General features: G+C 70.9%; 15 protein-coding genes and 3 pseudogenes. 6 read left to right on the plus strand and 12 right to left on the minus strand.

The annotated features are described in order from the left end of the window. Position 1: 1 nt before the first annotated feature. The 10 genes and pseudogenes from VS93_RS07780 to VS93_RS07825 all read right to left on the minus strand — a co-directional run bounded on the left by VS93_RS07780 (position 2) and on the right by VS93_RS07825 (position 12,730). A pseudogene (locus tag VS93_RS07780) lies at positions 2-921 on the minus strand (proteasome assembly chaperone family protein). Positions 922-1,141: 220 nt separating this feature from the next. Beyond that, positions 1,142-2,911, minus strand: a complete 1,770-nt coding sequence (locus VS93_RS07785) for an ABC-ATPase domain-containing protein (RefSeq protein ID WP_046469322.1) — start codon at positions 2,909-2,911, stop codon at positions 1,142-1,144. 276 nt (positions 2,912-3,187) lie between these two features. Next, on the minus strand, positions 3,188-4,846 hold the full coding sequence (locus VS93_RS07790; protein ID WP_046469323.1) for a sodium/solute symporter: 1,659 nt from the start codon (positions 4,844-4,846) through the stop codon (positions 3,188-3,190). Further along, positions 4,843-5,229, minus strand: a complete 387-nt coding sequence (locus tag VS93_RS07795) for a hypothetical protein (protein ID WP_046469324.1) — start codon at positions 5,227-5,229, stop codon at positions 4,843-4,845. Before VS93_RS07795 ends, VS93_RS07790 begins: the two co-directional genes overlap by 4 nt. Continuing rightward, the gene (locus VS93_RS07800) at positions 5,226-5,987 is read right to left on the minus strand and encodes a LytR/AlgR family response regulator transcription factor (protein ID WP_046469325.1); all 762 of its coding nucleotides are present in this window, start codon (positions 5,985-5,987) and stop codon (positions 5,226-5,228) included. The genes VS93_RS07795 and VS93_RS07800 overlap by 4 nt, the downstream gene beginning before the upstream one ends. Positions 5,988-6,172: 185 nt before the next feature. Further along, on the minus strand, positions 6,173-7,180 hold the full coding sequence (locus VS93_RS07805; protein WP_046469326.1) for a sensor histidine kinase: 1,008 nt from the start codon (positions 7,178-7,180) through the stop codon (positions 6,173-6,175). Positions 7,181-7,488: 308 nt separating this feature from the next. Next, positions 7,489-9,188, minus strand: a pseudogene (locus VS93_RS07810) (solute symporter family protein). After that, positions 9,185-9,610 (minus strand): DUF485 domain-containing protein, encoded by a 426-nt coding sequence (locus VS93_RS07815; protein ID WP_046469327.1) that lies wholly within the window; start codon positions 9,608-9,610, stop codon positions 9,185-9,187. Before VS93_RS07815 ends, VS93_RS07810 begins: the two are co-directional and overlap by 4 nt. A gap of 523 nt (positions 9,611-10,133) precedes the next feature. After that, on the minus strand, positions 10,134-12,065 hold the full coding sequence (gene acs / locus VS93_RS07820; protein ID WP_236700405.1) for an acetate--CoA ligase: 1,932 nt from the start codon (positions 12,063-12,065) through the stop codon (positions 10,134-10,136). A gap of 206 nt (positions 12,066-12,271) precedes the next feature. Next, complete coding sequence (locus tag VS93_RS07825) at positions 12,272-12,730, minus strand: DUF1348 family protein (RefSeq protein WP_046469328.1); 459 nt, start codon at positions 12,728-12,730, stop codon at positions 12,272-12,274. Between the two features lie 453 nt (positions 12,731-13,183). Between VS93_RS07825 and VS93_RS32855 the strand changes: the two genes are divergently transcribed. Both VS93_RS32855 and VS93_RS07830 read left to right on the plus strand, forming a co-directional pair. Next, entirely contained in the window at positions 13,184-13,624 is a 441-nt protein-coding gene (locus tag VS93_RS32855) for an acyltransferase family protein (RefSeq protein WP_338022689.1), read from the plus strand. Between the two features lie 33 nt (positions 13,625-13,657). After that, a complete protein-coding gene (locus VS93_RS07830; protein WP_338022690.1) occupies positions 13,658-15,307 on the plus strand; it encodes an acyltransferase family protein in 1,650 nt (549 codons plus the stop codon). 73 nt (positions 15,308-15,380) lie between these two features. Here VS93_RS07830 and VS93_RS27765 read toward each other — a convergent pair. After that, positions 15,381-15,850, minus strand: a pseudogene (locus VS93_RS27765) (Lrp/AsnC family transcriptional regulator). A gap of 133 nt (positions 15,851-15,983) precedes the next feature. Here VS93_RS27765 and VS93_RS07835 point away from each other — a divergent pair. From VS93_RS07835 to VS93_RS31200, 4 genes are all read left to right on the plus strand, one after another. Continuing rightward, positions 15,984-17,129 (plus strand): thiamine pyrophosphate-dependent enzyme, encoded by a 1,146-nt coding sequence (locus VS93_RS07835; protein ID WP_046469329.1) that lies wholly within the window; start codon positions 15,984-15,986, stop codon positions 17,127-17,129. Positions 17,130-17,204: 75 nt separating this feature from the next. Then, entirely contained in the window at positions 17,205-18,317 is a 1,113-nt protein-coding gene (locus VS93_RS07840) for an alpha-ketoacid dehydrogenase subunit beta (protein WP_082126700.1), read from the plus strand. Beyond that, positions 18,296-18,691 carry a biotin/lipoyl-containing protein gene (locus VS93_RS31195; RefSeq protein WP_236700406.1) on the plus strand — a complete coding sequence of 132 codons (396 nt, stop codon included), beginning with the start codon at positions 18,296-18,298 and terminating at the stop codon, positions 18,689-18,691. Before VS93_RS07840 ends, VS93_RS31195 begins: the two co-directional genes overlap by 22 nt. Before the next feature lie 142 nt (positions 18,692-18,833). After that, positions 18,834-19,706, plus strand: coding sequence for a dihydrolipoamide acetyltransferase family protein (locus tag VS93_RS31200; protein WP_236700407.1), 873 nt, complete (start codon positions 18,834-18,836; stop codon positions 19,704-19,706). Positions 19,707-19,748: 42 nt separating this feature from the next. Here the strand turns inward: VS93_RS31200 and VS93_RS30295 are convergent, their stop codons facing one another. Further along, the gene (locus tag VS93_RS30295; protein ID WP_052745586.1) at positions 19,749-20,522 is read right to left on the minus strand and encodes a hypothetical protein; all 774 of its coding nucleotides are present in this window, start codon (positions 20,520-20,522) and stop codon (positions 19,749-19,751) included. Positions 20,523-20,723 lie beyond the last annotated feature (201 nt).

Below are 20,723 nucleotides of genomic sequence, written 5' to 3' on the forward strand. Positions count from 1 at the left end.
GTTATCCTTCTCCGCCACGCTCGCGCTCGGCGAGGTAGCGCTCCAGTTCGTCGCCGAGCTCGTCGGCGGTGGGCAACTCCGACTCGTCACCGGCCAGCAGGGCCTCAGCACCCTCGTCCGACTGGCGCGCGGACATGATGTCGTCGTACTGCCGTTCCAGGTTTCCCACGACACGCTGCACCTCGTCGGAGGCCGCCACCTGCTCCTCGATCTCGGCGTCGGCTCCCTCGGCGTTCTCCTCCAACTTGCCCGTGGGCAGGGCCAGGCCGGTGGCGCCGCCGACGTACTCCAGCGCGGCGATCGCGGCCCGCGGATACTCCGACTGGGCCAGGTAACTGGCACATGGACGGCGTACCCGATGAAGTCGTGGCCGGCTTCGCCCATCCGCAGCTCGACCAGGGAGGCGGCGCTCGCCGGCACCTGGACCCGGCCGATCCACGGGGTGAACCCCGAGACCAGCTCGAGACGCGTCGCGTGCGCGGTCACCGTGCTGGGGCGGGTGTGCGGGACGGCCATGGGGATGCCGTGGAAGCTCACGGTCAGGCTCACCGAGAACCGCTCGATGAGGCTGCGTACGGCGGCCGCGAACGCCTCCCATTCGTGGTCCGGCTCCGGGCCGTGCAGCAGCAGGAAGGGGGTGCCATCGGCGTCGTGCATCAGGTAGAGGGCGAGCTTGGGCGCGTCGTAGTCGGTCCAGGTGTTCTCGACGAACGTCATCACCGGGCGCCGGGACCGGTAATCCAGCAGCCGGTCGACGTCGAAGGTCGCGATCTCCTCGGCGTCGAACTCGTCGAACAGTGCTTCCGCGGCCTGGCTGCCGACCGAGCCGGCGTCCATGAACCCGTCGAGGACAACCAGCATGACGGGTCCGGCGAGGTCGTAACCGGGGCGGAGCTCATAGAGGTCAGCGGGGTCACGCACCTTGGCGGGTCTCCATTCTTGCTGGGCTTTCTCACTGGCGGGGCGGATGAGCGGTCGAGCACACGGAGCTGTGGGAGTACAGGTCCGTGAAAGAGGGGGCTTAGCACCCCGAACAGGGGCGCGCAACGGTTCCGGATCTAGCCTCCAGGATACTGATCTGTGGCGACATACCCGGTAAACACCGCTGCGCCCCCACTCCTTCCTTACGTCCGCCGCCTCCTTACGGCCGGCGCAGCCGCTGCACCCGCAGCGTGCGCAACCGGTTCAGCGCAGCGGCGGTCTCGAACCGCCGGGGCAGCGCGTAGTCGCCGGCGAACCCCTGGCCGAGGGCCACCACACCGTCCTCGGCGAGGCGTCCGTCAAGGGCGTCGAGGGCCTCGGCGATGGTGCGGCCCTCGCCCAGCAGGCCGTCTTCGGAGAGCATCCGCAGCGCCAGTCCCACGCCGATGATCTGGCCGGGGTCGACCAGTTGAGCGAGGTGGCGGACGTCGATGTCGCTCTCGCCGAACGTCAGCACGTCCATGTCGCGCCGCTTGATCTTGGAGCGTCCGCGCACGCTGGCGTTGACCGAACGCTGATCGATCACCCGGTGCTCCGGGGCGTGGAACGCCGCGCCGGTGCGCTCGGAGGCGAGTTCGCGCGCGCGTTCGGTGACGTCGTAGGGTCGGTAGCCGTCGAGCATCACGACGTTATCGGCGACGTCGAAGTAATCGCCGCTGCCGCCCATGACGAGCACCGTGGACACCCCGTGCACCCGGTGCAGCGGGCGCACCAGATCGACGAAGGGGGTCAGCGGCTCGCGGTCGCCGTGCACGAGGGCCTGCATCCGGGTGTCGCGGATCATCAGGTTGGTGGCGGTGGTGTCCTCGTCCACCAGCAGGGTGGAGGCTCCCACCTCCAGCGACTCGCTGATGTTCGCCGCCTGCGACGTGGAACCGGAGGCGTTGTCGGTGGAGAAGTCGCCGGTGTCGGCCCCCGTGGGCAGGTTCCGCACGAACGCGCTGACGTCGGTGCGCTCGACTCGACGGCCCTCCTCCGCGCGGATCTTCACCGCGTCGGGACGGGTCACGACGAGTTCGCGCCCGTCACCGGGCACGTGGTCGTAGACCCCTCGTTCCAGTGCGTGCAGCAGCGTGGACTTGCCGTGGAAGCCGCCGCCGACGATGAGCGTGATGCCTTCGGGGATGCCGAGGCCGCTGACCTCTCCCCGGTGGGGGAGCTTGACCGCCACCCTCAGCGTCTCGGGCGAGACGAACGGGACGACGGCCGAGCCGTCCATGGGAAGGTCGCTGACGCCGCTGCGGCGCGGCAGGACGGAGCCGTCGGCCACGAACGCCACCAGCCCCAGTGAGGACAGCTGGTCGCGCAGCGCGACGGTGTCCTCGACCGTGTCGGCGAACGCGACGGCGTCGTCGGCGTCAATCTCCTCCCAACGCAGCGCCTCGACCATGGCGGGAAGCCGCTCGCACAGTTCGCTCTCCGCGGTGCGCGCGTCGATCCGGCGGCCGTGCCCCGGCAGCTCGATGCCCAGCCGCAGCAGGATGTCGCCGTCCTCGATCCGACCCGAGGCGCGCTCGATGACCTCCTGCCCTCCGGTGTCGATGCGCAGCCGCGCCCCCTTGAGCGCCCGGTAGGCACGGCGGACCAGGTAGTCCGCGGTTGCGCGGCGACGTACAGGAGAGCGCCAGGCGCGCTCCGGCATCCCCGCCACGGAGGCCGGGACCCGCACCGAGATGCGGGACGGCGGCGCGAACGGGTCGGACTGCACGCGGTCGATACTCAGCGTGAAGTCGTCGAACTCCCATTCGCCCCGAAGCGACTTGTAGCGCCCGTAGGACGCGCCGGACATGCGCCGCAGCTCCTCGCCGAGCCGGGCGGCATCGCGCCTGCCGCGGATCTCGGGCTGCTCGGGCCGTTCGGACCGACCGCGCCGTTGGGGATCCGGGCGTCCCCCGTGCCGACGGTCCTTACCGCCGTACCGTCCGGACATGGACCTGCTCCTCCTTGACCGTTGTGTTCTCGGCTGCCTGTCGTTTCGGTGTGCGCTGTTTCGGGCGCCGCCCCGTCCGGGACCTCCGCTGATCTCCTGCCCGCAGCGGCCGCTGTTCATCGGGCCTGCTGATCGTTTCCGACCCTTTCAGGTGCTCTGCTGTACGCAACCGGCGGCTGCCCCGGGCCTCCTGCCCTCTGCCGAAGGATGCCATGCGTCCGCCTTCCTCGGGGCGTCCGCGGCAGCGCTGCCTGTGCGCGCCGGCCGGTGATCGCCTCAGGGGGCGTGCAGCCGGAGCAGTGCGTGCTCCGCCCAGTCGGGTTCGTTGCCGAGGAGGGAGATCACGATCATGGTGGCGAAGGCGAGCGGCACCGTCCAGGCGGCGGGTTGGGCGAGCAGTATGGTGACCCAACCGGGCTCCAGGTCGGCCACGGCCGAGAGCGCGACCGCCCCCGTCGAGGTGACCGCGCCGATCGTCAGGCCGGTGGCCGCTCCGGCGAGCGTGAGCCGCCGCCACCAGATGCCGAGTACCAGCAGCGGGCAGAACGTCGATGCCGCCACCGCGAAAGCCCAACCGACCAGGACGTTGATGTCGAGCCGGAAGGCCGGGAGGGCGATCAGGACCGCCACCATCGTGCCCGCGGCGACGGCGAAACGCAGCCGGGGCACGCTCCCGCTGAACAGGTCGTGGGACAGCCCTCCGGCGAGAGCCAGCAGGAGCCCGGAGGAGGTGGAGAGGAAAGCACCGAACGCGCCGGCCGCCACGAGCGCGGTGAGGACGGTGCCCGGAGCCCCTGGGACCACCTCCGCGGGCAGCACCACGGTCACCGTGTCGCTCGCCTCGCCAAGCGCCAGCCGGGGGGTGAACACGCGGCCGAGCAGCCCGTAGACGGCCGGGAACAGGTAGAAGACCCCGAGAAGCGCGATGACGCCGACAGCGACGCGGCGGGCGGTCCGGGCGGTGGGGCTGGTATGGAACCGCATGAGGACGTGCGGCAGGCCCATCGCGCCGAGCGTGATCGCCAGCAGGGTGGACCAGGTCCCGAACAGTGGACTGCCGGCCTCCCCGGTGTCGAGCAGCGGGCGGCTCCACTCCTCCCCGCCGAGCTCCGGGACGCCGGCCGGCCGGGGGACGGACGCGCCCGCCGGGAACGTCAGCTTCTCACCCGCCGCCACATCGTGCACGCCGGCGCCGAGGGGCACGGATTCCCCTCCCGTCGCCGCGACGGTCGTCGGCTCCGGGATCTCCAGCCGGGTGCCGACGTTGAACTCCACAACGGTGTCCTCCCGGAACACCGCCCCCCGATCCGGTTCCAGGGCCTGGGCCCGCGCATCGGCACCGGCGTGCACGATCAGGTAAACAGCGGGAACCGCGAGGAACGCGAGCTTGACGACGTAGTGGAAGGCCTGGACATAGGTCGCGGACCGCATTCCCCCCGCCGCGATGGACACGCTCACGACCATGCCGGCGAGCAGCACCCCCACCCAGTAGGGCGCACCGCTCACCAGGTGGAGCACCAGCCCGGCGCCCTTGAACTGGGGAACCAGGTACAGCAGCATGATCACCAGGACGATGCATCCGGACAGCTTGCGGAGCCGCGGCGAGCCCAGCCGGTACTCGGCGAAGTCGGGCACGGTGAACGCCCCTGAGCGCCGCATGGGGCCGGCGACGAGCGCGACCACCGCTACATAGCCGGCGGTGAAGCCCACCGCGTACCACAGCGTCCCGAGACCGTTCTTCAGCACCAGGCCGGCCAGCCCGAGCACCGAGGCCGCCGAGAGGTACTCGCCGGCGATCGCCATCGAGTTCCAGCCCGGTGCGACCTTCCGGGAGGCGATCAGAAAGTCCGAGGTGGTGCGGGCGGCCCGGACGCCGTAGATGCCGATGACCAGGCTCGCCGCCAGGACGAGTCCGATCGCGAGAAAGCTCGTCATCCGTGCCGCAGCCGATCGTTCGCCGGTGGCGCGCCGTCACCCTGCTCCGCGCGCTCGGCCCGCCACACGTGCACTATGGCGAGCGCCAGCAGCAGGGGGTAGAGGGCGACCCCGACCACCAGCCACGAGGCCGGGACACCCGCCACCTGCAGCCGGTCCAGCGCCGGGAGCGCGGCGACCAGGCCGCTCGTCCCGAACACCAGGCAGGCGAGTCCGGCCATGGTCGCCAGGGCGATCCTGCGCTGCCTGCGGAACGCCGCACGTGCGCCGGTGATGTCGGCGGGCGCCGGCATCGGCAGCAGGTGCTGGCCCGGGCGGTGGCGGCGGGCCAGCGCGATACGGGTCTGGGGGCTGGTGACCCGGACTCGGCGGTTCGGTTTCACCTGGTGGCCCGCCCCAGCTGGTCATTCCGCGCGGCCTCCAGCAACTGCTCCTTGAGCATCCGGGAATGTCGCCGGCTGACGGGTACATCACCGGCCGGAGTGCTGGCCACCAGGCCCGCCGAGGAGGTCACGCGCAGGTCGCGCACCCAGGACACCGCGACGAGATAGCCGCGGTGGACCCGGACGAACCCCGCGGGCGCCCAGATGTCCTCCAGGTAGGACAGCGGCAGCCGGATCAGGTGGGTGTCACCGGCGGTGTGCAGCCGGACGTAGTCGCCGTGCGCCTCCGCGAACTGGACGTCGTCCCGCCGGACGAAGACCGTGCGCCCGGCGAACTCGACCTGCACGACGTCGAGCTCGTCCTCCGCCACCGGCGTGTCCCGCCCCTGCCGCTGCCGGGCGATCCGGCCGACGGCCTCGGCGAGCCGTTCCGGCCTGATCGGCTTCAGCAGGTAGTCGATCGCCCCGATACCGAACGCCTCGATCGCGTGGTCCTCCGACGCGGTGACGAACACGATGGCGGGGGGTGACGACAGCGCCCCCAGCACGCGCGCCACCTCCATGCCGTCCAGTCCCGGCATCAGGATGTCCACGAACGCCGCGTCGAACCCGGTCGTTCCGAGCAGTTTGACGACACCGGCACCGTCCTCCACCGCCGTCACCTCGGCGACCTCCGGCATGCTCCGCAGGAAGGACGCCAGTTCCTCGCGTGTGGAGGCCTCGTCCTCAACGACGAGGACCCGAAGCGATCCGCTCATCGTCGTCGCGGCGTTGCGGCCCCGGCCTCCACCGCCGGGGGAACGCCGCTCACCTCCTTACAAAGAGTCACGGTAAAGGGCGCGGCGGCGACGCGGACGGTGCGGGCGTGCTCCGGCACCGTTCTCCCCCGCCCAGGAGCGGCCCGGGGGCGGGAGTTCCCGACCGCCGAGTACCGGGAGTAACGTCAATCGGCCACCACTCCCCGCATGAACCGGGGGGTCCGGATCACTACCTTTGTACCGTTTCCCGGAGCGGTTTCGATGACGAGGCCGTACTCCGGTCCGTACACCGTTCGCAGTCGCCGGTCCACGTTGGCGAGCCCCACCCCGTTCGCGGGAGGGCCGGTGCCGGCGAGGACGGCCCGCGCGAACTCCGGGTCCATACCGACACCGTCGTCCTCGATCTCGATGACGCACAGCGGCCCCTCTCCGACTCCGGAGACGCTGATCTGGCCCTCGCCGCCGGGTTTCTGCTCCAGCCCGTGCCGGACGGCGTTCTCCACGATCGGCTGTACGACGAGAAAGGGGATGGCGACGGGAAGGACCTCGGGCGCGATCCGCACGGTGACGTGGAAGCGGTCCCGGAACCGGGCGCGCTGCAGTTCCAGGTAGGTCTGCGTGGCCTGCAGCTCTGTCGCCACGGTCGCGTAATCGCCCGCCGAGGAGAAGCTGTACCGCAGGTAGTCCGCGAAATCGGACAGCAGCTCCCGCGCGCGGTCGGGTTCGGCGTGGATCAGCGCGGCGATGGCGGCGAGTGCGTTGTGCACGAAATGCGGCGAGATCTGCGCCCGAAGGCTGCGCAGGTCCGCCGCGGCGATGCGCTCGCGGGACCGGCGCAGCTCGGCATGGTCCAAGGAGTCCGAGGCCAGGCCGGCCACCTCGCTGAGTTCGTCCTGAGCGATGTCGCCGCCGACCACGAGGCAGCCGGCCAGCTCCTCGGCGACGAACAAAGGCGCGGCGAAGAGAGGGGGCTGGCGGATCACCCCGCCGCGGCCGTAGACCTGGGCGAGCAGCGCCCCCACATCGGTGTCCGGCGGGAGCGTTCCGTACTCGGCGACGGGGCCGTCGAGGCCGGCCAGCACAACGGCGTCAGCGCCCAGCAGCCGGGCCAGACGCCGGGCCGCGCTTGGGGTCCCCCTTCCGTGCAGCCCGTCCTGGAGATCGCCGTCGAGCTTCCTGGCCTCTTTGAGCACCGCGACCGCGGACCGCCGATCCGCCTGAACCGCTGGACGCCCGTCTTGGAAGAGGCGGCGGGTCCTGCCCAACCAGCCGGTTACCACCGGGTCAGTGTAACGTGGACCACCACTGGCGGCGGGTCCCCGGTCCGGTGCCGCTGCCGCTCGCATGCGGGGCCCTCCCCTGCTCATGTCCTCGCGCTTCCACCACCCCGTCCGAACGGGCGGCCGTACCGGCTGCTCCGGCACGCCGGCCCGGGGCGCCTCCCGCACGGCCGGTGCTTCGCGGGAGCCGCTCCGGGCCGCATTCCGCCACGCTGCCGGGCTCAGTACTGCTTGGAGCCCTCCGCTCCGGCGCCGGTGAGCGCCCGGACCTCCAGGAGCGCGTGCCGCTCGGGGTCGTGCTCCCTGGACAGGTACGTACCGATGACGGCGCACGCGAAGCCGAGCGGGATGGAGACCAGGCCGGGGTTCTCCAGCGGGAACCAGGAGAAGTCCACACCGGCGGGGAACAGCGACAGGCTCTCCCCTGTTTCGGGGTCGACCTTGCCCGAGACCACCGGCGAGAAGAACACCAGCCCCACCGCGGAGACGAGGCCGCCGTAGATCCCCGCGACCGTGCCGGCGGTGTTGAACCGCTTCCAGAACAGCGAGAGCAGCAGCGTCGGGAGGTTCGCCGAGGCCGCGACCGCGAAGGCGAGCGCCACCAGGAACGCGACGTTGAGGTTCTGCGCGAAGATCGCCAGCCCGATCGCCGCCGCGCCGATTCCCATCGCCGCGAGCCGCGCCACCCGCATCTGCTCCCTCGCCGACGCCTGGCCCCTGCGCAGGACGCTGAAGTAGAAGTCGTGCGCCAGCGAAGAGGAGGAGGCCAGCGTCAGACCCGCCACGGTGGAGAGAATCGCCGCGAAGGCCGCCGCCGCGATCAGCGCGAGGAGCACCGCTCCCAGCATCCCGCCGCCGATCTGCTGGCCGATCGCTTCGGCCACCTGCGGTGCCGCGGTGTTGCCGGCCGGATCCTGGGCGGCGATGGCGTCGCGCCCGACGATGGCCGCCGCGCCGAAGCCCAGCACCAGGGTCAGCAGGTAGAACGCCCCGATCAGACCGATCGCCCAGTTCACCGACGTGCGGGCCGCCTTGGCGTTGGGCACGGTGTAGAAGCGGATCAGGATGTGCGGCAGCCCTGCCGTGCCCAGCACCAGTGCCAGGCCGAGGCTGATCAGATCCAGCTTGCTCCACAGCGTGGCCAGCGGATCACCCGCCACCTCCACGCCGTAGCGCAGCCCCGGCTCCAGGAACGCGCGTCCTTCCCCGCTGGCGGCCGCGGCGTCGTTCATCAGGCGCCGAAGTTGAACCCGTAAGCCGCGAGCACCAGCACGGACAGCAGGGCCGCCCCGGACATCAGCACGCCGGCCTTGATGATCTGCACCCAGGTGGTGCCCTTCATCCCGCCCAGCGAGACGTAGACGATCATTAGGACGCCCACGACGACGATCCCCACGATCTTGGCCTGCGCGGCGTCCATGCCGAGGAAGGTCTCCCCGGGCTGGATACCCAGGAGCAGCGCGATGAGCGCGCCCGCACCGACCATCTGGGCCAGCAGGTAGAAGATCGACACGGTGATGGTGGAGAACGCCGCGGCGGTGCGGACCGGGCGCTGGCGCATCCGGTAGGAGAGGACGTCGGCCATGGTGAAACGGCCGGAGTTGCGCAGCAGCTCGGCCACGAGCAGCAGTGCCACCAGCCAGGCCACCAAAAAGCCGATGGAGTAGAGGAAGCCGTCGTAGCCGAACAGCGCGATCATTCCCGCGATGCCCAGGAACGAGGCGGCCGACATGTAGTCGCTGCCGATCGCCATGCCGTTCTGCAGTCCCGAGAAACCGCGGCCCCCGGCGTAGAAGTCCGCGGCCGACCGGGTGCGCCGGCTGGCCACAACGGTGATGTACAGCGTCGCCGCGACCATCACCAGGAACAGGAGCATCGTCACACCGCGGCTGCCGGCCGCGGCTTCGGCTGCGAGGTTCACGATTGCCCGCCCTTCTTGCCGGCCGTCCCGCCGCTCGCCGCCGGTTTCCGGCCGTGCGATGCCGCGCCCGGGCCGCTGAGTTCGGCGAGAAGCTCGTTGGCCAGCGGGTCGAGGCGCCTGTCGGCGTAGCGCGAGTACAGGATCGCGATTCCGAAGGTGCTGAGGAACTGCAGCACCCCGAAGACGAGAGCGACGTTGACCGGACCGAACAGCACCGTCGCCATTGCGTCGCGCGCGTAGGCCGACATCACGACATACAGCAGGTACCAGGCCATGAACGCGGCGCTCATGGGGAAGACGAAGACGCGCAGCCGCCGCTTCAACTCGTTGAAACGCGGATCGCTGTGCATCGCTATCGAGCGCGCGCTGAGGCCGTCCTCGGTAGCACCCTGCTCGGGTGATCCTCGGGATGTCGAAACCATTCGGCGGACCTTTCTGAGGGGATTACACCGCTGTGACATGGATTACGTGGCACTGTAAGGAGGGACACCCGCAGGTGGGGCGGTTCGGCGCCGGGCGCGCGGTAAGCGAGGGCTTCGCTCGACGAACGGCCGATCTCCGTGCGGTGAGCGGTCCACAATTGCGCCGAGTGGTCCCGGGCGGCGATCCGCGACACGGCGGAACCGGACGACCACGGCTTTTCGCGCCCCGGGTCCGCTTCCGGCCCGGCTCCCGCCGGTTTCCCGGACCGGCACGAGTGGCGCACCTGCGCTCGGCGGCCGGTGCACCACTCGGGAAAGCCGCGCGGCCGCCCGGACGGCGGCCGCGCATGGCGGCGGGGCTTCTTCGAATCCGGGGACCGCGGCCGACTCCCCGAATCCGAAACGGCACGGCCCCGCGATCCGCTCCGCGGGGAGCGCCGCCTCTCCGTGCCGGGGCCGGATCAGTCGTCCGAACCCGCGCGGGCGACACGGGCGCGCAGTGCCGTCATCACGCTCGGGTCGTTCAGTGTCGTGACGTCGCCCAGTTCGCGATCCTGCACGGCGTCCCGGAGCAGCCGGCGCATGATCTTGCCGCTCCGGGTCTTCGGCAGTTCGTCGGCCAGATGATCCGGGACGGCCTGGCGAGTTTCCCGATCCGCGCGCTCACGTGCTCCCGGATGTCCGCCTCGGTTTCCGGACCGCCCTCGGCACCGCCGCGCAGCGTCACGAACGCCACGATGGCCTCACCGGTGAGCTCGTCGGGTTCGGAGACCACCGCCGCCTCGGCGACCTTCTCGTGGGCGACGATCGCGGATTCGACCTCCCCGCTGGAGAGCCGGTGCCCGGAGACGTTGAGCACGTCGTCCACGCGTCCGAGCACCCAGTAGTAACCGTCGGTGTCCCGGCGCGCCGAGTCGCCGACGGCATAGGTGCCCGGGCCGAATTCCGAGAAATAGGCCTCTACGTAGCGCTCCTCCTCGCCGTAGAGCGTTCGCAGCATGCTCGGCCACGGCTCGGTGAGCACCAGCAGCCCCGTGCCCTCGGGGACGGTCCGGCCGGACCCGTCGACCAGGTTGGCGCACACGCCCGGCAGCGGATGCGTCGCCGAGCCCGGTCTGGTGGCGGTGGCGCCGGGCAGCGGCGCGATCATGATCGAGCCCGTCTCCGTCTGCCACCAGGTGTCCACGATCGGGCAGCGTTCTCGGCCGATCACAGTGTGGTACCACACCCAGGCCTTGGGGTTGATCGGTTCGCCGACGCTGCCCAGCAGCCGCAGCGAGGACAGGTCGTGGCCGGCCGGGTACTCCGACCCCCAGCGCATGCAGGCGCGGATGGCGGTCGGCGCCGTGTAGAAGATGCTGACGCCGTACCGCTCGACGATCTCCCACCAGATCCCCGGATCCGGGTAGTCGGGCGCCCCTTCGAACATCACGCTGGTCGTGCCGTTGGCCAGCGGCCCGTAGACGGCGTAGCTGTGTCCGGTGATCCAGCCGACGTCCGCGGTGCACCAGAACACGTCGCGTTCCGCGTCGAGGTCGAACACCACCCGGTGGGTGTAGGAAACGCCGGTCAGGTAGCCGCCCGTGCTGTGCACGATCCCTTTGGGCTTACCGGTCGAACCGGAGGAGTAGAGGATGAACAGGGGATGCTCGGCCTCCATGGGTTCCGCAGGGCAGGTGTCGGCGGCGGAGGCGAGCACGTCGTCGTAGTACACGTCGCGCCTGGTACGCATGGGACAGGGCTCCCCGCGGCCCGCGCCGGCTCCCCCTCCGCCGACCCGGACGACCACCACGTGGCGCAGGTCGGCGAGCTCGTCCAGCGCAGCGTCGAGGGCGCCTTTGACCTCGGCCGCCCTGCCTTTGCGGCGGGCGCGATCGGCGGTGACGAGGACCTTCGCCCGGGAGACCGCCATCCGTTCGCGCACCGCCTCGGCGGAGAACCCGCCGAACACCACGTTGTGCACCGCCCCGATGCGCGCGCAGGCGAGCATCGCGACGGCGGCCTCGGGCACCATCGGCAGGTAGATACCGACCACATCGCCCTTGCGCACACCCAGGTCCTTCAGGGCGTTCGCGAACTTCTGGACCTCGTGGAGCAGGCCGGAGTATGTGATCGCGCGCTCCTCGCCCTCTTCCCCGCGCCAGTGGTAGGCGACCCGGTCACCGAGCCCGGCGGCCACGTGCCGGTCCAGGCAGTTGTACGAAGCGTTCAGCCTCCCGTCCTCGAACCAGCGGTAGAAGGGCGCCCTGGAATCGTCGAGGACCGTGCTGAAGGGCGTATCCCAGTCCAGTTCCCGGGCCTGCTCGGCCCAGAAGGCGAGGCGGTCCTGGTCGGCCTTCTCATACAGCGACGCGTCGGCCACACGCGCCTTCTCCCGGAATGCCGCCGGCGGTTCGAAACTCTGGACGGCGACCAGCTCTTCCACTCGCTGGTCCAGGCAGGGGCCCTCACTCATCGAACAACTCCTTCGGCTGGCGTTCCCCGGTGGACGCGAGCGTGACGCGCGCCACCGGCCCTCCCAGAAGGGTGGTGCCGTGTGAACGCGCGGACAACGCCGTCAGCGACGGGCGGTAGCAGGAGGCGACGAGCGGTCGGTGGAAGGGGTGAACGACAGAGGCGTAACCGCGGCGGCCCCCGAAGCCCGCCCGCCGCGACCGGCGCCTAGTGGAGCGGGATCGTCCGACCGTGCTCCGAGTCGGGGCGGGGACCGTGGATGCGCCGCCCCTCGGAATGGATCTCGACGTCGTTCAGGCTGGCCTCGCGCCGGCTCATCAGTCCGTGGCCGTCGAATTCCCACATCTCATTGCCGTAGCTGCGCCATGTGCGCCCCGCTTCGTCGTTCCATTCATACTGGAAACGAACGGCGATCCGGTTGCCGCGGAAGTTCCACAGGTCCGCGCGCAGCGCGTAATCGAGCTCCTTTTTCCATTTGAGAGCCAGGAAGTCGATGACCACGTTCCGCCCGGTGATGAATTCGTCCCGGTCGCGCCACGCGCAGGCGGACGTGCAGGCGAGGGCGACGCGTTCGGGTTCCCTGGTGTTCCAGGCATCCTCGACGGCCTGGACCTTGCGCTGCGCGGAAACCTCGTCGAACGGCGGCAGAGGCGGACGAGCGACCACTGTGCGATCTCCAAACAACGAACCTTTTCGTCCTGTTTCACGAAGAGGAAGAGCGGGAACCGTGCCGCGCTGGCTGCGCGCCCCGCGAACTCCGTCTCCGCGCTATAGCCGACGGTGAAAAGCGCACGGGAAAACGGCTATTCTCCATTCCTTCGCCAGATTAGAGAACCACCGTTCTCGAGCGCAAGCACGCTCCGCCGGCGCGGGTACGGCCCCGAGATCCGGTAGCTGGAGCCGGAACAGCTCCGAGAACGCGCGCCGGCGGGCTGTTTCGGAACCGGTGACCTCCGGCGCCGGAGCTCCGCCCCGCGCGAGGCCGGGATCCGGCGAGCCGGTTGCGCGGTCGGCCACCGGCCTCGGTAGCGTGCGGACCTCAGGGGCGGCGCCCCGTCCCCATATGCAGTTCGCCATGCGGCCCACGCCGCGCTCCGCTTCCATTCTGCAGGCCCAGCCTTGTCCTTCTTCACCCGCGCCCTTGACGGTCAGGCCACCGCCTCCACGCGCGCCCCTCTGCACCGGACCGCTCCTCCCGTTGCCCGGGAGGGCCACCGGCCCGAAGTCCAGGGGCTGCGGGCAGTCGCGGTGCCCCTGGTAGCCGCCCACCACATCTGGTTCGGCCGGGTTTCCGGCGGCGTGGACGTCTTCCTGCTGCTTACCGGGTTCCTGATCACCGGCTCCCTGGTGCGTACGGCGGAGCGCGAGGGCCGGGTCGATCTCGCGGCGTTCTGGACCCGACTGGTGAAACGCCTCTCCCCCATGGCCGGCTGGTGCTGCTGGCGGTGCTGGCCGCGACGTTCCTCCTGCTCCCACGGCCTGCGTGGCGCGACACGATCTGGGAGGTCCTCGCCTCCGCCCTCTACCTCCAGAACTGGGTTCTCGCCGTCAACTCGGTGAACTACCTGGGGGGGCACCGGTGCGGCCAGCCCGGTGCAGCACTTCTGGTCGCTGGCGGTCCAGGGCCAGTTCTACCTGCTGGCGCCCCTCCTGGTGGCGGCCGCCGTGCTGCTGGCCCGACGCGCGGGGCCGGCCGGGCGCCCGGGGGTGCGAGGCGTCCTGCTCACCGCGCTCACCGCGGCGTTCCTGGTTTCGCTGTGCTACTCGGTCCTGACCACCGCGTCGGATCAGCGCTGGGCCTATTTCGACACTGGTGCGCGGCTGTGGGAGCCCGCGCTCGGCGGGGTGCTCGCCCTCATCCTGCCCCACCTGCGGATCCCGCGCCTCGCGCGGGTGGCTCTGGGATGGATCGGCCTCGCGGCGCTCGTGCTGTGTGGGGTGCTGATCGAGGTCTCCACGTTGTTCCCCGGCTATGTCGCACTCTGGCCCACGTGCGCCGCCGCGCTGGTGATCATCGCCGGAACGACGGGCAGCAGACTGGGCGCCGACCGCCTCCTGGGCTGGCGCCCACTGGGCCACATCGGTGACCTCGCCTACCCTCTCTATCTCTGGCACTGGCCGGTACTGGTGTTCTACCTGGAGGTCACCGGGCGCCACACGCCGGGCCTGCTCGGCGGGTGCTCCGTACTCGGCCTCTCCTTCGCACTGACCGTCGCGAGCCGCCGGCTGGTCGACAACGGCGTGCGCCGGATCAGCCGCGGCCGGGCCGGGCCGCGGCCGTCGCTGGCGGTCGGCGCGGCGTTCCTGCTCCCGGTTCTCCTCACGGTCGGCGGCTCGGTGGTACTCCTGGACAAGCGGCAGGAAGCCAGCCAGGAGCTCGCCTCGGACCGTACGAAGTACCCGGGAGCTGAGGTCATCGCCGAACCCGCTCTGGTCAAGGACCTTCCCGAGGTCCCCGTCTATCCGGACCTGACAGCCCCCGAGGACAAATGGCTGCTCCACACCAACGGGTGCAACGTTGAACTCCGCGGGCAGGAGCCGGTCACCTGCGAGTTCGGGTCGGCGGCGAGCGAACACACCATCGCGCTGGTGGGGAACTCCCACGCCGGGCACTGGTTCCCGCCCCTGCTGGAGATCGCCGAGGCCAACGACTGGCGGCTGGTCACCATGACGAAGAACGGCTGCCAGTTCAGCAGCGACACCCAGCACTGGGGCGGGAAGGTCTTCACCGACTGCGAGGCGTGGAAGGAGGGGGCCATGGCCGAGCTGGCGGAGCTCAGGCCCGACGCGGTCTTCACGACGTCCACGCGGGCCGAGCCGGCGGGCAACGGGGCTGGGAACGTCACCGCGGGCGCCCCCGGCGTCTCGGGTGAGCGGCTCCCCGGCGGCTATGTCGAACGCTGGCAGGAACTCGAGGCTCTCGGGATCGATGTCGTGGCGATCCGGGACACCCCTCGACTCCGCTTCGACGCCCCGGAGTGCGTGGACCGGTACGGAGCGGACGCCTGCGTCGAGGAGCTGAGCTACTCGATGAACGAGGAGTCCCCCGCCGAGGAGCTGGAGAAGGTGCCGGGCAACGTCGCCTTCATCGACCTGACCGACTATTTCTGCCCGGGCGGCACATGCCCGGTGGTGGTCGGGAACGTGCTGGTGATGTCCGACGACAACCACCTGACCGCGACCTTCTCCCGTTCTTTGGCCCCCATGCTGCGTTCCGAGCTCAAGACCGCAACGGGCTGGTGACCGGGTACTCCCGGCACCGCGGTCCCGTAAGAGCGGTCCGTGGCGGAGGGGCCGGCCGCCGCGCCCCGCTCCTTCACTCGGATGCGGCGGATCCGGCCCTGGCCCCGCCGAGGTGGGGCTCGTCCAGGATGAACATGGTCTGGGTGCTGCGCACCTCGGGTAGCGCTGCAGCCGCTCCAGGACGAAGGTCCGCAGGTCCGCCGCGTCGGCGACGCGCACCAGCAGCAGCAGGTCGACGTCGCCCGAGACGAGCGCCGCGTGGTCGACCTCGGGGATGTCGCGCAGGTAGTCGCGGAACTTCTCCCACGAATGCTGCTCGATCCGCACCGAGACGTAGGCCGCCAGTCCTGTTCCGTACTTCTCGGGATCGATGACGGCGGTGAACCCCTTGATCACCCCCTGTTTGCGCAGGCGGTCCAGCCGCGCGTAGGCGTTCGCGCGGGAGATGTGGGCCTTCTCGGCGACCGCGCGGATCGACATTCGGCCGTCCGCCCGCAACAGGTCGATGATGTGGCGGTCCACCGCGTCAAGATCGGCGGCCATGCGTCTCACCCCATAGCGTCCACATGCTGGACATCGCGGACAGATTGCGACCGAACGCCTCTCAGCGAGCCATATGTCTACGGTCATCGCTGAGATATGGACACTATTGGGTGATTCAGCTCATATTCAAGACATGAAGCGCATTGACGACCGGGCTGAACCGGCGCCGGCTCCCACGCTCCCCTCAACGGAGCCGATACGCCTGGTGGACCGCAAGGGCCACCGGGTCGTCGACTCCGCCTATCCCACTCCCGACCACGGCACCCTGCTGACGCTGCTGCGGTCGATGGTCATCGGCAGGCGCTTCGACCGCCAGGCCGGCGCGCTCGCCCGCCAGGGACGCCTCGCTGTCTACCCCTCCTCCTACGGACAAGAGGCCTGCCAGATCGGAGGCGTGCTGGCACTGGCGGAACACGACTGGCTCTTTCCCACCTACCGCGACTGCGTCGCCCTGGTCACCCGGGGCATCGACCCGGTGGACACGCTCACGCTGATGCGCGGCGACTGGCACAACGGCTACGACCCCGGCCGGTACCGCTGCGCGCCGCAGTGCACCCCCTTGGCCACCAACGCCTCGCACGCCGTCGGCCTGACCTACGCCGCACGCCGCAAGGGCGAGGACGTCGCGGCGCTGGTACTCATGGGAGACGGCGCCACCAGCGAGGGCGACGCCCACGAGGCGTACAACTTCGCCGCCGTGTGGAACACCCCTGTCGTCTTCCTGATCCAGAACAACCACTGGGCGATCAGCGTCCCGGTACGCAAGCAGTCCGCGGCCCCCACCCTGGCGCACAAGGCCATCGGGTACGGCATGCGGGGGTACCACGTCGACGGCAACGACGCCGCGGCCGTGTACTCCGTTGTCTCGCACGCCCTCGGCGAGGCGCGCGCCGGCGGCGGCCCCGCCATCATCGAGGCCCAGACCTACCGTCTGGACCCGCACACCAATTCCGACGCTCCGCAGCGCTACCGCGACGAATCCGAGGTGGAGTACTGGAAGGAGCGCGACCCGGTGGCCCGCCTGGAGGCGCTCCTGCGCGCCGAGGGCCGCCTCGACGACGCGGAGCTGGACCGCGTGGCGGCCGAGGCGGAACGGCTCGCCACCGATCTGCGCGAGCGGCTCTCCGGTGAGCGCTCCCCTCGGGGGACTCGGGACGCCGGCCGCAGAGGCGGTCCCGCGCTCTCCCCCGACGACCTGTTCACGCACGTCTACGCCGCAGCGCCGCCGATGCTCGCGCAGCAGCGCCAGGCGCTCCTCGACGAGCTGCGGGGGGTGTGAGCCGATGGCCGGCGACCCGCGGTTCAAGCGGAGCCCAGCACCCGCGCCATCCCCACGAGCACTGCCGGGACTGTCATGACCGAGACCACCATGGCGCAGGCCCTCAACCGCGCCCTGCGAGACGCACTGGCCGCGGACCCCGATGTCCTCGTCTACGGCGAGGACGTCGGCCCGCTCGGCGGCGTGTTCCGGGTCACCGACGGGCTGGCCGCCGAGTTCGGCGCGGAGCGCTGCTTCGACTCCCCGCTCGCCGAGGCAGGCATCGTGGGCACCGCCGTGGGCATGGCCATGCACGGAGGGCGCCCGGTCGTGGAGATGCAGTTCGACTCGTTCGCCTACCCGGCGTTCGAGCAGCTCGTCTCGCATGTGGCGAAGATGCGCAACCGCACCCAGGGCGCCGTGGAGCTGCCGATGGTCGTCCGCATCCCCTACGGGGGCGGCATCGGCGGTGTGGAGCACCACAGCGACTCCTCGGAGGCCTACTACGCTCACACCCCCGGTCTGCGTGTCGTCACGCCAGGTAATCCGGCCGACGGTTACTCGATGCTGCGCGAGGCGATCGACTGCCCCGACCCGGTCGTCTTCCTGGAGCCGAAACGCCGCTACTGGGACCGGGCCGACCTGGAACTTCCGGTCCGCACCGAGTCGATGGACCGGGCCGTCGTCCGCAGCAGCGGCACCGATGTCACGCTGATCGCCTACGGCCCCATGGTCGCCACCGCGCTGGAGACCGCCGAAGCCGCGCGCGAGGAGGGCATCGACGTCGAGGTGGTCGACCTGCGCAGCCTGTCGCCCTTCGACGACGCGACCGTGGCGGAGTCGGTGCGCCGGACCGGGCGCGCGGTAGTGGTGCACGAGGCGCCGATGTTCGGCGGGTACGGAGCCGAGGTCGCGGCCCGCGTCACCGAGCAGTGCTTCCACTACCTGGAGGCCCCGGTGCTGCGGGTCGGCGGGCTGGACATCCCCTACCCCCCACCCAAGCTGGAGGAGTACTACCTGCCGAGCGTGGACCGGATCCTGGATGCCATGGACCGGCTGCAGTGGGAGGCGGACTGGTTTCCCGAGGCCCCTCCGCGGCCCCGCGCGGACGCCGTACCGCTCCCCTGCAACGACTCCGCGGGGGCCTCCGCCGGCGGTTCGGACCGGAGCCGTTCGGAGGTGAGCGCGTGGGCACCGTCGCGACCGTGAAGGAGTTCGCGCTGCCCGATCTCGGTGAAGGGCTCACCGAGGCGGAGATCCTGGACTGGCGGGTGAACGTCGGTGACACGGTGACCGTGGACCAGGCGGTGGCCGAGGTCGAGACGGCGAAGGCCGCCGTTGAAGTGCCCTGCCCCTACAGCGGGACCGTGACCGCGCTGCACGGTGCCCCCGGAGAGGCGATCGCCGTGGCGCCCCGCTCATCAGTATCGATACCGCGGCGCCGGGAACGACCGCCGGTTCCGGCGGGCCCGGTGCGTCGTGCCAGAAGCCCGGGGACCGGCGGGGAACGGCCGCGGCGGCAACGGCGCCGCCGCGGGGACGTCCGGGTCCGGCGCGGTCCTCGTGGGATACGGCACGAGTGAGGGGCGGCGGCGCGATCGCGGCCGGCGACGCACCCTCGCGGCGGGCGGGCCTGAGACAACGGCGTCTGAGGCTCCGCCCCCGCCACCCGTTTCCGCGCGTGGACAGCGACGCACGGCTGTGGTTTCACCGCTGGTCCGGCGGATGGCCCGAGAGCACGGCATCGATGTCGCGGCGCTGAACGGCAGCGGCGAAGGCGGGCTGGTGCTGCGGCGCGACGTGCAGGCCGCGGTCGCCGCGGGGGGCACCGCGGACGCGGCGCCCGCCACCGGGGCACCGCGGACCGGACCGGCGCCGGCCTCGTCCTCCTCCGCCGAGCTGTCGGGGGTCGAACGCATCCCGCTGCGCGGCCCGCAGCGGGCGATGGCCGAGCGGTTGGCCCGCTCGCGCCGCGAGATCCCCGAGGCGACCGTGTGGGTGGACGCCGATGCCACCGGCCTGCTCGATCTGCGTTCGACACTGAACGAGGCCGATCCGGACCGGCCGGTGAGCGTGCTCGCGCTGCTCGCGAAGTTCTGCCTGCTGGGACTGCGGCGCTTCCCCGCGCTGAACTCCCGGATCGACACCGAACGGTCCGAGCTGCTCCGCTTCTCGCAGGTCAACCTGGGGATCGCCGCTCAGACGGCGCGCGGCCTGGCGGTGCCGGTGGTGCGCGATGCCCACGCCATGACAACGCGGGAGCTAGCGGCGAACCTCGACGAACTCACGACCGCGGCACGGGCCGGGACACTGACACCGGACCGGCTCACCGGCGGCACCTTCACCGTCAACAACTACGGGGTCTTCGGCGTCGACGGCTCCGCGGCGATCATCAATCACCCCGAAGCCGCGATCCTCGGTATGGGCCGGATCGTCAAACGCCCTTGGGTGGCCGGCGACGAGCTGGTGGTCCGGCCGGTCACCGAACTGACGCTGGCGTTCGACCACCGAGTCTGCGACGGCGAGGAGGCGGGCGGCTTCCTGCGCTTCGTCGCCGACTGCGTCGAGCGCCCCGGCGTGCTGCTCGGCGACGTCTGAGGTGGCGGGGCCGTCCCGACCGCTCCGCCGGGGCCGCGCGGCCTATTCCCCGGTCCGGGAGCGGTGCCGGCGCAGGACACCCGCCGGTGCGGGGGCCGGCTTGCGGTGCCGGCCCACGCTCCGCCCGCCGAAGGCCGGGTGCTCCACCGGGAAGCGCCGTCTGGTGAAAAGCACGGCGGCGATGAGCGCGGGCAGGAGCGCAAGAGTGAGCGCTCCGGTGGCGATCGGTGTCTCGCCGGCGGCCAGCTCGATTCCCGGGTCCTGGTTGACGGCGATCTCGGGCCGCGTCTCCTGCTGCCCGGCTTCGGCGGTCCGCCCCTGCTGCCCGGTGCCTGTTGCGGTTCCGTTCTGCGCGCCGTCCTCCTCCTGCGCGGGAGGCTCGGAGACCGCCTCCTCGCAGCGGTTGTCCTCGTCGCCCATGGCGTGGGGGGCGCCTTCGTTGCCGTTGCCGTCGCCCCACTCGGTGATGTGGTACTCGACGTCGATGTGACCGTTGCCTCCGCTGACAGCCAGGGCGTCCTGGTCGAAGGTCTCGCCGGTCAGCTCGGCGAACGTCTTGCCGTCGAGGTCCAGGAGGACGTCGCAGTTCTCGGCGGGATGCCCTGGACCGCGGTCGCCGATGAAGAAACCGGCCCTCTGGCCGTTGTACTCCACGTAGCCCTCGGTGCCGAGGGGCCAGCTCGGGCTCGCGAAGAGCCCTTTCTGCATGGGTTCGCCGGACGCGGGGAGACCGGTGTCGCCGTTCCTCCCGGATCCGTCGTCCCAGAAGTAGGACGCTTTGACCTGGCCGTACTGGATCGAATCTGCAGGACTCATAGCACACAGAGCGGGTCGGGGGTCGGGGCCGCAGCAAGACGCGACATATCGCCGCAAATCGGCACAGAGGTGTCCACGGACGCGCCGGAGCGCGCATGCCGCAGTGGGCGGTATGTCGTGATGGGGACGTCGAGGCTGGTTCGCCATTCCGCGCGGGCGGACCACCGGCGCAGGCGGCGGCCGGCGGATGGGCGCGAGCGC

The organism is Allosalinactinospora lopnorensis, assembly GCF_000981225.1.
Taxonomy (GTDB): domain Bacteria; phylum Actinomycetota; class Actinomycetes; order Streptosporangiales; family Streptosporangiaceae; genus Allosalinactinospora; species Allosalinactinospora lopnorensis.

Bases quoted from the DNA above. Each gene is read 5' to 3' on its own strand.
- VS93_RS07790 (WP_046469323.1), bottom strand. From the start codon at position 4,846: ATGACGAGCTTTCTCGCGATCGGACTCGTCCTGGCGGCGAGCCTGGTC.
- VS93_RS07815 (WP_046469327.1), bottom strand. From the start codon at position 9,610: ATGGTTTCGACATCCCGAGGATCACCCGAGCAGGGTGCTACCGAGGAC.
- VS93_RS31200 (WP_236700407.1), top strand. From the start codon at position 18,834: ATGGCCCGAGAGCACGGCATCGATGTCGCGGCGCTGAACGGCAGCGGC.
- acs (WP_236700405.1), bottom strand. From the start codon at position 12,065: ATGAGTGAGGGCCCCTGCCTGGACCAGCGAGTGGAAGAGCTGGTCGCC.
- VS93_RS07840 (WP_082126700.1), top strand. From the start codon at position 17,205: ATGACCGAGACCACCATGGCGCAGGCCCTCAACCGCGCCCTGCGAGAC.
- VS93_RS07835 (WP_046469329.1), top strand. From the start codon at position 15,984: ATGAAGCGCATTGACGACCGGGCTGAACCGGCGCCGGCTCCCACGCTC.
- VS93_RS30295 (WP_052745586.1), bottom strand. From the start codon at position 20,522: ATGAGTCCTGCAGATTCGATCCAGTACGGCCAGGTCAAAGCGTCCTAC.
- VS93_RS07785 (WP_046469322.1), bottom strand. From the start codon at position 2,911: ATGTCCGGACGGTACGGCGGTAAGGACCGTCGGCACGGGGGACGCCCG.
- VS93_RS07800 (WP_046469325.1), bottom strand. From the start codon at position 5,987: ATGAGCGGATCGCTTCGGGTCCTCGTCGTTGAGGACGAGGCCTCCACA.